Here is a 15,449-nt window from a genome sequence, read left to right on the forward strand (position 1 = left end):
CGGCACGGGGGCGACCCCGTGCCGGGCGGGGCGCGGTCAGTGACCGCGGTTGGCGCCGACGGTCTCGGTGAGCGCGCGCAGCGACTCCTTGAGCGAGCCCATGGTGGCGAGGACGGCGGTCGGCTCGTAGCCGCAGTGCGCCATGCAGTTGGCGCAGCGCGCGTCCTTGCCGCGGCCGTACTTCGACCAGTCGGTCTTCTCGATCAGTTCGCGGTAGGTGGGCACGTACCCGTCGGCCATCAGGTAGCAGGGGCGTTGCCAGCCGAAGAGCGAGTAGTTGGGGATGCCCCAGGCGGTGCACTCGAAGTCGACCTTGCCCTCCAGGAAGTCCAGGAAGAGCGGGCTGTGGTTGAGCCGCCAGCGGCGCCGGTTGCCGCCGGAGAAGGTCTTGCGGAAGAGCTCCCTGGTCTGCTCCACGCCGAGGAAGTGCTCCTGGTCGGGCGCCTTCTCGTAGGCGAACGCCGGGGAGATCATCATCTCGTCGACCTTGAGGTCGTCGTTGAGGTAGTCCAGCACGTCGATGATGGTCTGCGGGGTGTCGGTGTTGAAGAAGGTGCTGTTGGTGGTGACCCGGAAGCCGCGCCGCTTGGCCTCCTTGATCGCCTCCACCGCCTCGTCGAAGGTCCCCTCCTTGGCCACCGAGGCGTCGTGCCGCTCGCGCAGCCCGTCGATGTGCACGGTGAAGGTGAAGTACGGCGAGGGGGTGAACTTGTCCAGCTTCTTGCGCAGCAGCAGCGCGTTGGTGCAGAGGAAGACGTACTTGCGGCGCGCCACCAGCTGGCGGACGATCTCGTCGATCTGCGGGTGCATCAGCGGCTCGCCGCCGGCGATCGAGACCATCGGGGCGCCCGACTCCAGCACCGCGCCGACCGCCTGGGCGACCGGCATCCGCTGCTTCAGCACACCCGCCGGGTGCTGGATCTTGCCGCACCCCTCACAGGCGAGGTTGCAGGCGAAGAGCGGCTCCAGCTCGACGATCAGTGGGAACTTGTCCCGCCGCTTGAGCTTCTGCTGCATGAGGTAGGTGCCGACCCGCACGGTTTGGCGCAACGGCATGGCCATGGCTAGCTCGCCTCCTGAGGGAGCGTCGAGGGTGTGGGGTGGTTGAGGCTTGCGGACCGCGGGCCTGCCTGCCGCGGCCGGTTCTGCTCGTGCCAGTCGACGAGCGCGGGCACGGTGGCCCGCAGCGTCCGCCAGGCGCGGACGCCGGCCGGCAGGGTGCCCGGGCGCAGCAGCTCGCGCTCGGGGGTGTCGACCACCACCCGCAGGACGGCGGCGGGCAGGGCCGGGCGGATCTCCTGGAGGGCGGCGAGGACCGCCGCGGCCTCCATGTCGACGGCGAGTGCGCCCTGCAGGTGCAGGGCGCGCCGCTCCAGACCGCGCACCACGTGGTCGGCGGTGTGGTGCACGCCGGTGTGGGCCGTCAGCCCACGCGTCTTCAGCGCCCGGCTGAGCCCGGGCCCGGAGTCGACCGCGAAGAGGTTCCCCTCGGCATCGCGCACGCCGTCCGCAACAATCACGTCACCGGGTGTGATTCCCGGCGCGACGGCCGCGCCGAATCCGGCCACCACGACGGCGCCGTAGCCGCCGGGGGCCGAGGTGAGCAGCCGTCTGACCGTGTGGGCGGCCCGGCGGCGACCGACACCGGTGCGGACCAGTACCGGCGGCCCGCCGGCGGCGCCGCGCCAGTCCCCTCCGCGCAGGGCCCAGACCTCGGGGCCGAGTGCGCAGAGCACCAGCAGCGGAGCGGGCTTCACCGGGCCGCCCCGATCACCGGGCTGCCGCCGGCCGGGGCGCCCTTGGCGCCGGGGACGCTGTCCCGGCCGGTGGCGGGAGTGCCGTGCAGGTACCGGCCGAGCGCGGTGACCGGGAAGACCAGCCGGTAGAGGTGGTAGTTGATGGAGAAGTCCCACGGGAAGCCCGTCCCGGTGAACTGCGGCTCGTCCCAGGTGCCCTCGGGCAGCTGGGTGCGGGCCAGCCAGTCGACCCCGCGCACGACCGCCGGGTTGGCCCGGCCGTCCGGGCCCTCGCCGGCCGCGAGCAGCGCCATCAGCGCCCACGCGGTCTGCGAGGCGGTGGAGTCGCCGCGCCCGGCCCAGCGGGCCGGATCCTCGTAGGAGCGCATGTCCTCGCCCCAGCCGCCGTCGGTGTTCTGCCGGTCCTCCAGCCAGCGGACGGCGCGGCGGATCGCCGGGTGCTCGTCCGGGACGCCGGCCGCGACCAGGGCGGGCAGCACCGAGCCGGTGCCGTAGATGTAGTTGGTGCCCCAGCGGCCGAACCAGGAGCCGTCGGCCTCCTGGTTGCGCAGCAGCCACTCCACGCCCCGGCGGGTGCGGGGGTCCTTGCCCTTGCCGACCTCGGCGAGCATCTCCACCACGTGGGCGGTGACGTCGGCGGACGGCGGGTCGACCACCTCGCCGAAGTCGCAGAACGGCAGCTTGTTGGGCAGGGTGCTGGTGTTGTCGACGTCGAAGGCGCCCCAGGCGCCGTTCTTGGACTGCATGCCGAGGTTCCAGCCGACCCCGCGGTCGACCGCGCCGGTCACCTTGGCGGGATCGGGGTGGGCCACCCGGCGCAGGGCGAGCACCACCTCGGCGGTGTCGTCGATGTCGGGGTAGGTGTCGTTCTCGAATTCGAACGCCCAGCCGCCGGGGGCGAGCGAGGGCCGCTGGACGGACCAGTCGCCGCGCCGGGTGATCTCCTCGGCGAGCATCCAGTCGACGGCCGAGACCAGCGCGGGGTGATCGGCCGGCAGCCCGGCGTCGGCCAGCGCGATGGTGGCCAGGCAGGTGTCCCAGACCGGGGACTGGCAGGCCTCCAGCCAGCGCCGGCCGTCCTCGGTGTGCACGGTGAAGCGGTCGAAGGAGGAGAGCCCGGCCTGCATCACCGGATGGTCGAGTTCGTAGCCCTCCAGGTGCAGGGCGATCAGCGAGTAGACGGCGGGCGGCTGGATGCCGCCCCAGCAGCCGTCCGCCTCCTGCCGTTCGACGATCCAGCGGCAGGCCTGCGAGAGGGCGAGCCGGCGCAGTGGGCGCAGCGCCCGGCGGTGGTAGGCGTGCAGCACCTTGTCCAGGCGTTCGAAGACGCCGTCCCAGGTGGTGGCGGGGGCGAGCGGGCGCTCGGGGAAGGGGTGCTCCGGGTCGGTGTGCAACTCGGTCAGCGGGAACGGCGCGGGGCGCACCGGGCGGTGCGCCGAGACGATGGTGAGCGGCACGATGGTCTGCCGGGCCCAGCATCCGAAGGCGTAGATGTTCAGCGGGAGCCACTTGGGCAGGAAGATGATCTCCGGTGGCATCTCGGGCAGCCGCGCCCAGGGCCACCAGCCGAAGAGGGCCAGCCAGATCCGGGTGAAGACCCGGGCGGCCGCGATGCCGCCGGCGGACCGGACGTAGCGGGCGGCGGCGAGCATGTGCGGGGCGTCGGGATCGTCACCGGCGAGCTTGAGGGCGACGTAGGCCTCGACCGTGGTGGAGAGCTCCGCCGGTCCGCCGTGGAAGGTGGACCAGGTGCCGTCCTCCCGTTGCTGGGAGCGGATCCACTCGGCGGTGGCCTTGGTCTGCTCCTCCGTCCGGATCCCGAGGAACTGCCGGAGCAGTAAGTCCTCGGCGTCCATGGTGACGTTGGTCTCCAGGTCGCCCTTCCACCAGCCCTCGGAGCTCTGCAGCGAGAGCAGGTGGGTGGTGGCGCGCGCCAGTGCCTCCTCGGCCGAGAGCGGACCGTCCTGCTCCTGGTCGGGCCGGTCGGCCGACCGCCCGGCGCTCAGCAGCGCCGGGGGGCGGTCGCCCACCGCGACCGGCTCGGAATCGTACTCAGGGTCGAGCCGGCCGTCCGCGGTTGCTGTCAACGTAACGTCACCTCTCTCGTACCACCACGAATTCGGCGAGTGCGACGAAGTGCTCGCGCACCACATCGGGCATGGGCACCTCGTCCAGAGCGGCGAGGGCAGTCGTGTGCTGGCGGCGGGCCTCCTCCTGGGTCCAGGCGCGGCCGCCGGCCTCCTCGATCAGCGCGGCGCGGGCGGCGAGCTCGGGCTCGCTCTCCTCGCCGCGCCCCGCGGGGTCGGCCAGCTGTTCGGCGAGCCGGCGCGAGGCCGAGCCGCCCTCGGCGAGGGCCGCGGCCACCGGCAGGGACTTCTTGCGCTGGCGGAGGTCCCCCCAGTGCGGCTTTCCGGTGACCTCGGTGGCGCCCCAGATGCCGAGCAGGTCGTCCACCGCCTGGAAGGCCAGTCCGAGGTGGTGGCCGTAGCGCTGGAGGGCGTCCGAGACCCGGTCGTCGGCGCCGGCCAGGACGGCGCCGATCGCGGAGGCGGCGGCGAGCAGGGCGGCGGTCTTGCCACCCTCCATCTCCAGGCACTCGGCGACGGTGACGCTGTCCCGCTGTTCGAAGGCGACGTCCATGGCCTGGCCGTCGATGAGCCGACGGGTGGCGGTGGTGAGGAGCCGGACGGCGCGCGCGGCGTCGGTGGGGCTCGTGCCACCGGCGGTGGCCGCGTCGAGCAGCACCTCGGTACCGAGCGTCGCCAGGGCGTCGCCCACCAGGATCGCCTGGGCTGGTCCGAAGACCGTCCAGGCGGTGGCCCGGTGCCGTCTGGTCTCGTCACCGTCCATCAGATCATCATGGAGCAGGGAGAAGTTGTGCACCAGTTCAACGGCCACCCCACCGGGCACACCGGCCTCCGCCGGGGCGCCGACGGCCTGGGCCGAGAGCAGCGCCAGGGCGGGGCGCACGGCCTTGCCGCCGTCCCCCGCGGCCGGCGTGCCGTCCCGGTCGATCCAGCCGAAGTGGTAGGCCCCGACGGTGTCCATCGGTGCGGCCAAACGGGCGACGGCGGCCCGCAACGGCGGCGTGCAGAGCGTGCGGCTGCGGGCGAGCAGCTCCGGCACCGAGACCGGTTCGGCGTGCGCCGTGCCTCCGACGGCAGTGCCGGTGCGTGACTCCACGTGCGTTCCCTCTCCCTGGTGGTGCCGGGCCGCGCGGGACGGCCGGGCGCTTGCGATGTCGATGAGACCGGTGCGGCCGGCGGTGGGGCGGCCGGATCTCGCGGGGTCGCCGGGACCGGCGGCGGGGCCCTGGGTCACCGGGGCCACCTCCCGTCGCCGCGGTCCACCGGGAGCCGGGTACCGGCGCCGGCGAGCGCCGCGTCGGCCGCGGCGTGGCCGCTGCGGACGGCGCCCTCCATGGTCGCGGGCCACCCGGTGGCCGTCCACGCGCCGGCCAGCAGCAGGCCGGGGACGTGCGTGCGGGCCGTCGGGCGGACGGCGGCCGTGCCCGGGGCCGGGTCGAAGGTGGCGGTGCGCTCGCGGGTGACGAAGAAGTCCAGCACCTCGGCCCCGCCGGCGGCGGGGAGCAGCCGGGCCAGCTCGGGCAGGTAGCGGCGGCGCAGCTCGGCCACCGGCAGGTCGATCTCGTCCTGGACGGCGGACTGGGAGAGCGCCAGGTACTGGGCCCCTGGGTGGGCCCGGCCCAGCTCGGTGGCGGCCAGCCCGGAGTGCGCGGTGCGGTCGAAGACCCACTGCACCGGCGAGCCGAGCGCGGCGAAGAACGGGCGCCGCAGCACCTTGCGGTCGTAGACCACGTGCACGTTGAGGATCGGCGCGGTGCCGAAGCCGGCCAGCCGCTGCTGGGCGTCGACGGCGTCGGGCGGCAGCAGGGCGGCGGCGGCGTCCTGGGCGCCGGCCAGCACCACCGTGTCGCCCATGAGCAGCTCGCCGCTCTCCAGCCGGACGGCGTGCTGCGGGGCGGACGGCTTGAGCTCGGTCGCCCGGGCTCGCAGCAGTACCTTCACGCCGGCGCGCTCCAGCTCGGCGAGCGCCCGGTCGTGGTGGATCACGCCGAGCGGGACGGCTGCCATGCCGATGTCGGAGGCGCCCGGATCGGAGAGCAGGCCGGTCTTGAAGACCATCGCGGCCAGCGCCAGCGACACCTGGTCGGCCCGGGCGTTCAGGGTGGCCACGCCGACCAGGTCCCAGAGCGCGGCGATGGTGCGCTCGTTCTGCCCGTTGCGGCGCAGCCAGTCACCGAACGAGACCGCGTCCAGCGCCGGATCGGCGAGGTCGAGGCCCTGGAGCGCGATCGCGCCGCGGACCACCCGGGCCCGGTCGGCGGGCGCCAGGTGCGGGTAGGTGGCCAGGCTGGCGGCCAGGTGCAGCGGGACGGGCAGGCCCGCCCGGCGGAGCCGGCCGAGCGTGCGCACCGGCGCGGCCGCGGGCCCGGACACGCCGAGCACCGGGACGTCCAGCCGGTCCTGGAGGTGGACCAGCCGGCTCGCGCCGAGCCGGTCCAGCAGGCCCCGGTAGGCGGTGCAGCAGCGCAGGTAGACGTGCTGGCCGTTGTCGACGGTCAGCTCGCCGCGCTGGAACGAGAAGGCCAGGCCGCCCAGTCGGGGACGGCCCTCGACGAGGGTGACCCGGTGGTCGGCCTCGGCCAGCCGGAGCGCGGTGGTGATGCCCGCCAGGCCGCCGCCGACCACGACGGCGGCCGGGCGCGCGGCATCGGCTCGCCCGGTCATCGGCCCTCCCCCTCGCATCCGGCGCCCGACCTGGTCCGGTCCGGGGCGCTCGTGGTCAACACGGTCGTGCCCAACACGGTGGTCAACACGGCTCTACCCATAAGTGATTCCCCGCTGACACAGCGTGACAGAAGTGCGGCGAGAATCAAGAACGCCCCCCGGCGAGCCCGGAAAGCGCCACGTACGCCTTCTCCCAGCCCGGCAGCGAGACCCGGCCGCGCAGCACCGACTCCGGGTCGGCCGCGATCCGGCCGAGCAGCCGGTGGTAGATCCCGGCCATCGCCGCGGTGCAGGCGCGGCTGCGGCGGTCGAGCATCGGCAGCAGCCGCAGGCCCTCCTCGAAGGCGGCCTGGGCCCGGGCGGCCTCGAAGGCGACCAGACCGGTGAAGTCGGCGCCGGCCGGCGGCCTGGGCAGCGCGAAGCCCCGCTCGCAGCCGAACCGGACGAGGTCCTCGGCGGGCAGGTAGGTGCGGCCGTTGAGGGCGTCCTCGCGCAGGTCGCGCAGGATGTTGGTGAGCTGGAGCGCCAGGCCCAGCGTGTCGGCGTACCGGGCCCCGCGCTCGGGGTCGTCGCAGCCGTACACGCCGAGCGAGATCCGGCCGATCGCGCCGGCGACGCAGCGGCAGTAGACCTTGAGCTCCTCGTACGTCTGGTACTCGGCGCCCTTGAGGTCCATCTCGACGCCGTCGATCAGCTCGTCGAAGCCGCCGAGCGGGATCGGGAAGCGCCGGGCGGTGTCCGCCAGGGCGACCTTGATCGGGTCGGTGTCGTCCTCCGACACCGACCCCGCGCGGATCTCGTCCAGCAGCTCCCGCGTGCGCAGCAGTGCCTCGGCCTTGCGGTCCGCGGGGAGCTCGCCGTCGCCGATGTCGTCGACCCGCCGCGCCAGGGCGTACAGGGCCGACATGGCCAGCCGCTTCGGCTCCGGCAGCAGGCGGATGCCGTAGCTGAAGTTGCGGGCCTGCAGTCCGGTGACTGCCTCGCAGTACCGGTACGCCGCCATGACCTGCGCCGACGCCAGTGGTGATGCCGCCACTCGGGCGTTCACCTTCCCTTCGCGAAGATGGCCGCCGCCTTCGCTGCGAGGCGGCGCTTGTCGGGCTTCGTCTGCTGGGCGAGCACGTCGTACCCGGCGCCCTCGATGGCGGCCAGGGCCGCGTACCCGCCGGCGGTGAATCCCGCCAGGAGCAGTCGAAGCCTCCCCCGAACCGTACCTACCAACGGCGCGCCGCGGTCCAGCAGGGTGCGGGCCCGTCCGACCTCGAAGGCGACCAGCTCACGCACCGCGCCGCCGGCGGACGGGGCGGCGAGGTCGGCCTCGGTGACGCCGAAGCGGGCCAGGTCCTCGGCCGGGAGGTAGATCCGGCCGCGGGCGAGGTCCTCGGCGACGTCCTGGAGGTGCTCGACCACCTGGAGGCCGCTGCAGACGGCGTCGGAGAGCTCGATCCGCTCGGGCGTGGAGACGCCCGCGATGGCCAGCACCAGCCGGCCCACCGGGTCGGCGGAGAGCGTGCAGTAGCCGACCAGGTCCCGGTAGGTGGCGTAGCGGGCGGTGGTCTGGTCCACCCGGTTGGCCTCGATCAGACGGCGGAACGGCTCCGGGGTCAGCGCGTGCCGGTCCACCAGCGGGACGAGCGCGCGCATCAGCGGGTGGCGGGGCGCCTCGGCGGCCGCTGGGCGCAGGGCGGTCTCGAAGACCCGGTCGAGGTCCCGCTCCAGCCCGTCGAGCAGTGCGAGCCGGAAGACGACCTCGTCCGGACCCGGCGCGGCGGGCTGGGCCGAAGGGGTGATGGCGGGGGGCCGCCCGGCCACCCCGAGCAGCCGGGCGGCGCCGGCCGGGTCGGCGAGGTCGCCGTCGCCGGCGTCGTCCACCAGCCGGGCGAAGCCGTAGACGGCCATCAGGTCGTCGCGCCAGGCGGCGGGCAGGAAGAACGGGGCGACCGGGAAGTTCTCCGCGCTCGCCTTGTCCAGGGTCACTCCCGCTGGACCGTCCGCCGTCCCGTCGCCGGGCCGGGACTCACTACTGGGCTGGGCCGAAGCCGACACTGCTGTCACTCCCCCGTTCTACACCGCTCGGTACGACCGGCCCGAGTCGGACACGCGTCCGATATCGGGGGTCACCTGCGACACACCACCCCCGCGCCTTACAGCCTGACACCACCGCCCGCGCCGGAAAAGGGCGCCCCACCCGGCGCGCGGGGCGCTCACCCGGGCAGCGGCGGGCCACCCGGGGGACGGCGGGGTTCCACCCGGGGTCGGGCGGGCCGGGGAACGACGGAGGGCCGGCGGCCGGGCTGTGCCCCGGTCACCGGCCCTCCGTGCGGGGCCCTTGCGGTCCTACGGCCGGTCGCCGCGCTCGTAGCGGCTCACGACCTCCTCGGTCGGGCCGTCCATCACCAGCTCGCCGGCCTCGATCCAGATGGTCCGCTCGCAGACCTCGCGGATCGAGCTGTTGTCGTGGCTGACCAGGAAGACCGTACCGGCCGAGCCGCGCAGCTCGTCGATCCGCTTCTTGCTGCGCTGCTGGAACGCCTGGTCGCCGGTGGCCAGCGCCTCGTCGATCAGCAGCACGTCGTGGGTCTTCGCCGCGGCGATGGAGAACCGCAGGCGGGCGCCCATGCCGGAGGAGTAGGTGCGCATCGGCAGGGAGATGAAGTCCCCCTTGTCGTTGATGCCCGAGAACTCGACGATGTCCTGGTAGCGCTCCCGCACCTGGGCCGGGGTCATCCCCATCGCCAGGCAGCCGAGGACGACGTTGCGCTCGCCGGTGAGCTCGTTCATCAGCGCCGCGTTGACGCCCAGCAGCGAGGGCTGGCCGTTGGTGTAGATGCCGCCCTTCTCGGTCGGCAGCAGGCCCGCGATGGCGGCCAGCATGGTCGACTTGCCGGAGCCGTTGGAGCCGATCAGGCCGATCGCCTCGCCCTTGTACGCGGTGAAGCTGATCCCGCGCACCGCGTGCACCTCGCGCACGCCCGCGGAGCGCTTGCGGCTGATGATCCGGCTGATCGCGGAGGTGGCGCTGCCCTTGCCGGAGCCGGCGCCGTGCACCCGGTAGACGATGTGCACGTCGTCGACGACGACGGTGGGCTCGCGTGCGACGTCGCTGTCCTGCACGGTCAGGCCCTTTCGCAGGTCGGTGTCAGCCACGGCCGTACTCCTCCTCGGCCTTCCAGAAGAAGACGTATCCGATCACGAACATCCCGACCGCCCAGGCGATGCCGTACGTCCACTGGTGCGGCGGGAACACCTGGTGCTGGGGGACGTGCTTGTTGTAGATGACCGGCGCGAAGGCGTGCCGGACCAGGTCCATGTAGACCGAGGCCGGGTTGAGCTGCATCACCTTCTGCCAGAACTCCGGCCAGCCGTTGATCTTGTCCTGGATGCTGAACATCACGCCGGAGAGGAACATCCAGGCCCGCATGGCGAACGGGATCAGCTGGGAGATGTCACTGGTCTTGGAGCCGATCCGCGCCATCACCAGGGCCACCCCGGTGTTGAACATCGACTGCAGGAGGAGCGCCGGGGCCACCGCGAGCCAGGTCCGGCCGGGCGCGATCCCGCTGGCCAGCACGACGCCGACCAGCACCACCATGGAGATCAGCAGCTGCTGGAGCTGGATCACGGTGAAGGCGATCGGCAGCGAGGCGCGCGGGAAGTGCAGGGCGCGGATCAGCCCGAGGTTGTCGGAGATCGCCCGGGTGCCGGACTGCACCGCGTTCTGGGTGAACTGGAAGACGAAGACACCGATGCAGAGCCACGCGGTGTAGGTGCCCTCGGGGAAGCCGTCCTTGTTCCGCAGGATCACACCGAAGACCAGGTAGAACACCGCGCAGTTCAGCAGCGGGGTCACCACCTGCCAGAGCTGGCCGAGCTTGGCGTCGGTGTACTGGGCCACCAGGCGGGCGGTGGCGAAGGCCCAGATGAAGTGCCGGCGGGCCCACAGCTGCTTGGTGTAGGCGACGAGGCCGGGTCGTCTGCCGCTGACCGCGAGACCGTACTTGTCCGCAAGCTGCTTGGGGGTCAGGCCCGCGTCCGCCCCCCTCGGGGCTGAGAGGCTGACGGGTTCACTCACTGTCGACACATTCGTCCTTCGCGCGGGATCGTCGGGGAGGCCGGTCGACGGGGGTCCGCCGGCCTTTCGCCGAGGGGGATCCACTCGGATCACGGGGGAGTCCGGCCGGTGCGTGGTCACCGGCCGCTGCGATCGGACGACCGTACGACGACTGAACCGTACGGTTCAAATCATCGCGGGGCCGCCCGACCGTACGATCAGATGACCGGCGGTCGGCCCAGCCTGGTCAGTCGCCAAACGGTACGCCATCGCATGGGCCGCCGCGTACCGCAGGGTTCGCGCCAGCCCGCCCGGAACCCGCCCCACCAGGCCTTCAGCGCCTCCGGGGAGGGGCGGCGGGCCAGGGTCAGCAGGAACCAGGTTCCCAGATAGAGAGGCACGAACAGGGCCGGAAGGTTCCGTCTCGCGAGCCACACCCTGTTGCGGGCCACGTTGTGGAAGTACGTGGCGTGCCGGGCGGGCGAGGTGGTCGGGTGGTGGAGCACCACGTCCGCCCGGTAGTCGATGGCCCAGCCGGCGTCCAGCGCGCGCCAGGCGAGGTCGGTCTCCTCGTGCGCGTAGAAGAACTCGGCGGGCAGCTGGCCGGCCTGTGCGAACACCGTGCAGCGCACGGCGCTCGCGCCGCCCAGGAAGGTGGTCACCCGGGAGGAGCGCAGCGGGTCGCTGGCGCGCAGCCGGGGGACGTGCCGGCGCTGCGTGACGCCGGTGTCGGGGTCGGCGATCCGGAAGCTGACGATCCCCAGCTCCGGGTCGGCGCTGAAGGCCTCGCGCAGCAGCCGGGCCGAGTCGGTGCCCGGGAGCCGGCCGTCGTCGTCCAGGAAGAGGACGGCGTCGACCTCCCGGCCGTCCTTGCCGAACAGCTCGATGCCGACGTTGCGGCCGCCCGGGATGCCGAGGTTCTCCGGCAGCTCCACGCTGCGCACGCCCGGCGGCAGCGGCGGCAGCGGGGCGCCGTTGGCGACCACGGCCAGTTCGACGGTCGGGCCCTCCTGGGCGCGGACCGACTCGATCAGCGCGTTCAGCTCGGCCGGGCGGTTGCCCATGGTGATGATGACCGCGCCGAGCCGGAAGGTGTCGGCGGCGGCCGGGAGGTGCTCCGTCACGGCGCTCACCGGAGCCTGCTGGAGAGGACGATGCTCAGCAGGTGCAGCACGGTCTGCAGCGTCGCGATCGCGGCCAGCACGACCACCGCGAGCCGGGTGAAGAGCAGCCCGCCGTGCACGGCGTCCGCGACGCCCGCGGCGAGGATGAGCAGCGAGGCCTCGACCGCGCCCACCAGCCGGTGGAACTTGAGGAAGGAGGCCGCCCGGCGGGCCCTGGCCACGCCGGAGGAACGCGGCACCGAGGCGCTGTCCTCGACCGCCGTGAGGCCGCTGCGGGCCCGGGCCACGTCCACCAGGTCCGTCTCGGACTTGATCAGGATGGCGCCGAGCGCGGCGAGCGTGCCGAGGAAGGCCCACTCCCAGTGCGAGGCGGTGCCGCTCCGGTGGAAGAGGTCGCAGCCGCGCAGGCCGAGACCGGTCAGGAGGGCCGCCTCGGACATGTAGTGGCCGACCCGGTCCAGGTAGACGCCGGTGAGCGAGGTCTGCCGGCGCCAGCGGGCGACCTCGCCGTCCACGCAGTCCAGCAGCAGGTAGACCTGGATGAGCAGGGCGCCGAGGACCGCGCCGGTGAGGCCCGGGACGATCAGCGCGGCACCGGCCAGGATGCCGGTGAGCATCATCAGGTAGGTCAGACCGTTGGGCGTGATCGCCGTCACGGTGGAGAGCACGCGGGTGATCCGCAGCGAGATCCGCCGCATGTAGAGGCGGCCCGCCCAGTGCTCCGCGCTGCGGCGCTGGAGCATGCCCTCCGGGTGGATCACCGCGCGCAGCTCCTCGACGGAGGGGCGGCGGGTCAGATCCACCGGGGCCGGGGGCGAGCCCTTCGTGGCGGGGTCAGCTGTTGACGGCTTGGACATAGTCGGCGTACGCGTCCCTGATCGCTGAGGGGGAGAGGTCGAGGTGCTCAAGAATGGTGAAGCGGCCCGGGCGGGTGTTCGGAGCGTAGTGCACCGCCTCGGTGAACTCCGCCTCGGTGAAGCCGATCTGAGCTGCGGTCACCGGCAGGCCGTGGCGCGACAGGCGCTCCACGATCAGACCGGTCAGCTCGCGCTCGCCCCGCAGGAAGCTGGCGAAGGCGGCCCCGAGGCCGACCTGTTCGCCGTGCTGGGCGGATCGCTTGGGATACAGCACGTCCAGGGCATGCGAGATCTCGTGGCAGGCCCCCGACGAGGGCCGGGTGCTGCCGGCGATGTTCATCGCGATGCCGGACAGTACCAGGGCTTCCGCGAGCGCTGTCAGGAGGTCCTGATCCTGAAGGTTTCCTGGGTGCCGCAGCAGGTTCTCGCCCGCCGAACGGGCCATCGCCACGGCCAGTCCGTCCACCGGCTCGCCGGTCTCGGCCTGGGACAGCTCCCAGTCCGCGCAGGCGGAGATGTTGGAGATGACGTCGCCGATGCCGGCCGCCACGAAGCGCGGCGGAGCCTGCCGGATCACGTCGAGGTCGACCACGATGCCGATCGGGCCGGGCACGCCGTAGGACCCCCGGCCGGCGTCGTTGTCGAGGGTGGAGACGGGAGAGCAGATGCCGTCGTGCGCGAGGTTGGTGGCCACCGCGACCACCGGCAGGCCGACCCGCGCGGCGGCGTACTTGGCGGCATCGATGATCTTGCCGCCGCCGAGGCCGACGATCGCGTCGTAGTGGCCGCCGCGCATCGCGTCCGCCAGGCGCACCGCGCTGTCGAGGCTGCCGTCGTCGACGTTGTACCAGTCGGCGCCCGGCAGGGCCGGCTCCAGCCGCTCGCGCAGCACCGCCCCGGAGCCGTTGCTGATCGCCACCGCGATCCGGCCCGAGGTGGAGAGCCGCTGGTCGGCGAGGATCCCCCCGAGGGCGTCGAGCGCCCCCGAGCGGATCTCCACGAAGACCGGCGACGGCACCAGCCGCGTCAGTACTGGCACGCGATCTCCCGCGCCTTGGCCAGGTCGTCGTGGTTGTCGACCTCGACCCAGGAGACCTCGCCGATCGGCTGCACGTCGATCCGCAGACCGCGGTCGACCATCTCCTGGTAGCCGTCCTCGTAGTACAGCTGCGGGTCGCGCTCGTAGGTGGCGCGCAGCGCGTCGGTGAGGTCGGCGGCGGCCGACGGGTTGATCACGGTGAGGCCGATGTACTCCCCGGTCGCCTCGGCCGGCTCCATCAGCTTGGTGATGCGCCGCATGCCGGTGGCCGGGTCGACGACGACCTTCATCTCCTCGTCGGCGAGCTTCTTCACCGTGTCGAGGGCGAGCAGGATGCCGGGGGCGCGGCCCTCCTCGGTGAGGCGCCGGTTGCCCTCCAGCATGGTCCGCTGGACGGAGGCCGGGTGCACGGTGTCCCCGTTGGCCAGCAGCAGGCCCTCGCCGAAGAGCTCGCGCGCGCACCAGAGGGAGTAGGCGTTGTTCCACTCCTCGGCCTTGTCGTTCTCGACCAGGGTGAGCTTCACGCCGTACTTCTGCTCCAGGGCCGCCTTGCGGTCCTGGACCGCCTCCTTGCGGTAGCCGACGACGATCGCCGCCTCGCGCAGGCCGACCTCGGCGAAGTTGCCGAGGGTGAGGTCCAGGACGGTCCGCTCCCCGTCGACCGGCACCAGCGCCTTCGGCAGGGTGTCGGTGTACGGGCGCAGCCGGCGGCCGGCGCCGGCTGCCAGAACGAGGCCGATCATGCGGGGTCTCCTGATCCGTCGTGCTGTGCTGATCCGTCGGGCCGAACGCCGCAGCCGCCCGGCGGGCTGTGCGCTGCCGCAAGCCGCCGGACCGTGCGCCGCCGCAGGCCGTCGGGGTGGCGCGCCGATGCCGGCGAGGATGCGGGCACCGTGTCATCAGTGATGGTAGGCGACCGTGGCGACCAGCCCGAACGCGGCCGGTGGCCCGGGCGGACGCCGGGTCCGGCGGCGGTGAAGGAGGGGTGCCGTCGGGGTGTCCGTTCACCGTCCGCACGCCGTCGGAATCGAACGGGCGCCGAACGTGTTCCGAACGCCTCTCCTAATCCGTCGCCCATTCCGATACCGGGAATGGTGCGGGAACGGTCATGATCCGCCCTGTTGTGTGTGGGACGCCTGCGGACCGCCACCCGTACGGCAGACTGGGGCACGACGCCACCGGTGCTCCCATTGCCCCCGAAAGAGGCCTCATGCCCCAGAGTCCGCCGACCAGCCCGACGCACTTCACCTCGGAGATCGACACCGGTCTCGACGTGGAGACCGACGTGACGGCCGACCCCCGAGCCGCGGCCGGAGCGCCCGCCGGCACCGAGATCCTGCTGGAGCTCGTCGACGACGAGGGCGTCACGATCGGCACCGCCGAGAAGCACTGGGCCCACCAGCAGCCGGGCCGGCTGCACCGGGCGTTCTCGGTGTTCCTCTTCGACCGCCAGGGACGGCTCCTGCTCCAGCGCCGGGCCCTCGGCAAGTACCACTCCCCCGGCGTCTGGTCGAACACCTGCTGCGGCCACCCGTACCCCGACGAGCCGCCGTTCGTCGCCGCGGCCCGGCGCACCGCCGAGGAGCTGGGCGTCGCCCCCGCGCTTCTCTGCGAGGCCGGCACCGTCCGGTACGACCTGCCGGACGAGGCCTCCGGCCTGATCGAGCGGGAGTGGAACCACCTGTTCGTCGGCCTGGTCACCGCCGACGTCGTGCCCGACCCGGACGAGGTGGACGACTTCGCCTTCGTGTCCGCGCAGGAGCTGCGCGAGCTCCAGGAGGAGCGGCCGTTCTCGGTGTGGTTCCGGACCGTCTTCGAGGCCGCGCTGCCCGGCATCCGCGAGATCGCCGGCCGGGACTGGTAGGACCAC

Annotated in this window: 14 protein-coding genes; 1 reads left to right on the top strand and 13 read right to left on the bottom strand. The window is 73.1% G+C overall.

The window, feature by feature from the left end; all coding sequences use genetic code 11:
- Positions 1-36: 36 nt before the first annotated feature.
- The 13 genes from hpnH to ACIF6L_RS09540 all read right to left on the bottom strand — a co-directional run bounded on the left by hpnH (position 37) and on the right by ACIF6L_RS09540 (position 14,322).
- On the bottom strand, positions 37-1,062 hold the full coding sequence (gene hpnH / locus ACIF6L_RS09480) for an adenosyl-hopene transferase HpnH (RefSeq protein ID WP_329490725.1): 1,026 nt from the start codon (positions 1,060-1,062) through the stop codon (positions 37-39).
- Positions 1,063-1,064: 2 nt separating this feature from the next.
- Positions 1,065-1,757 carry a 1-hydroxy-2-methyl-2-butenyl 4-diphosphate reductase gene (locus ACIF6L_RS09485; protein ID WP_359806916.1) on the bottom strand — a complete coding sequence of 231 codons (693 nt, stop codon included), beginning with the start codon at positions 1,755-1,757 and terminating at the stop codon, positions 1,065-1,067.
- Positions 1,754-3,844, bottom strand: coding sequence for a squalene--hopene cyclase (gene shc, locus ACIF6L_RS09490; RefSeq protein ID WP_380384649.1), 2,091 nt, complete (start codon positions 3,842-3,844; stop codon positions 1,754-1,756). Before shc ends, ACIF6L_RS09485 begins: the two co-directional genes overlap by 4 nt.
- 7 nt (positions 3,845-3,851) lie before the next feature.
- Positions 3,852-4,940, bottom strand: coding sequence for a polyprenyl synthetase family protein (locus ACIF6L_RS09495; protein WP_396488257.1), 1,089 nt, complete (start codon positions 4,938-4,940; stop codon positions 3,852-3,854).
- 134 nt (positions 4,941-5,074) lie between these two features.
- A complete protein-coding gene (gene hpnE / locus ACIF6L_RS09500; protein ID WP_396488259.1) occupies positions 5,075-6,508 on the bottom strand; it encodes a hydroxysqualene dehydroxylase HpnE in 1,434 nt (477 codons plus the stop codon).
- Positions 6,509-6,653: 145 nt separating this feature from the next.
- Positions 6,654-7,511: a presqualene diphosphate synthase HpnD gene (gene hpnD / locus ACIF6L_RS09505; RefSeq protein WP_329492348.1), complete on the bottom strand. Its 858-nt coding sequence runs from the start codon at positions 7,509-7,511 to the stop codon at positions 6,654-6,656.
- Between the two features lie 41 nt (positions 7,512-7,552).
- The gene (gene hpnC / locus ACIF6L_RS09510; protein WP_396488260.1) at positions 7,553-8,485 is read right to left on the bottom strand and encodes a squalene synthase HpnC; all 933 of its coding nucleotides are present in this window, start codon (positions 8,483-8,485) and stop codon (positions 7,553-7,555) included.
- 360 nt (positions 8,486-8,845) lie between these two features.
- The gene (locus tag ACIF6L_RS09515) at positions 8,846-9,655 is read right to left on the bottom strand and encodes an ABC transporter ATP-binding protein (RefSeq protein WP_329490721.1); all 810 of its coding nucleotides are present in this window, start codon (positions 9,653-9,655) and stop codon (positions 8,846-8,848) included.
- Positions 9,648-10,589, bottom strand: a complete 942-nt coding sequence (locus ACIF6L_RS09520; RefSeq protein ID WP_396488262.1) for an ABC transporter permease — start codon at positions 10,587-10,589, stop codon at positions 9,648-9,650. The genes ACIF6L_RS09515 and ACIF6L_RS09520 overlap by 8 nt, the downstream gene beginning before the upstream one ends.
- A gap of 188 nt (positions 10,590-10,777) precedes the next feature.
- On the bottom strand, positions 10,778-11,623 hold the full coding sequence (locus tag ACIF6L_RS09525) for a glycosyltransferase family 2 protein (RefSeq protein ID WP_396488547.1): 846 nt from the start codon (positions 11,621-11,623) through the stop codon (positions 10,778-10,780).
- Between the two features lie 65 nt (positions 11,624-11,688).
- Positions 11,689-12,426, bottom strand: a complete 738-nt coding sequence (locus tag ACIF6L_RS09530) for a CDP-alcohol phosphatidyltransferase family protein (protein WP_396488549.1) — start codon at positions 12,424-12,426, stop codon at positions 11,689-11,691.
- Positions 12,427-12,517: 91 nt separating this feature from the next.
- Entirely contained in the window at positions 12,518-13,579 is a 1,062-nt protein-coding gene (locus ACIF6L_RS09535) for an iron-containing alcohol dehydrogenase family protein (protein WP_352292456.1), read from the bottom strand.
- Positions 13,567-14,322 carry a phosphocholine cytidylyltransferase family protein gene (locus ACIF6L_RS09540; RefSeq protein WP_329490718.1) on the bottom strand — a complete coding sequence of 252 codons (756 nt, stop codon included), beginning with the start codon at positions 14,320-14,322 and terminating at the stop codon, positions 13,567-13,569. The genes ACIF6L_RS09535 and ACIF6L_RS09540 overlap by 13 nt, the downstream gene beginning before the upstream one ends.
- 467 nt (positions 14,323-14,789) lie before the next feature.
- Between ACIF6L_RS09540 and idi the strand changes: the two genes are divergently transcribed.
- Positions 14,790-15,443, top strand: coding sequence for an isopentenyl-diphosphate Delta-isomerase (gene idi / locus ACIF6L_RS09545; RefSeq protein ID WP_359806928.1), 654 nt, complete (start codon positions 14,790-14,792; stop codon positions 15,441-15,443).
- Positions 15,444-15,449: the final 6 nt, after the last annotated feature.

It is taken from the genome of Kitasatospora sp. NPDC086009 (assembly GCF_044540385.1).
Lineage (GTDB): Bacteria > Actinomycetota > Actinomycetes > Streptomycetales > Streptomycetaceae > Kitasatospora.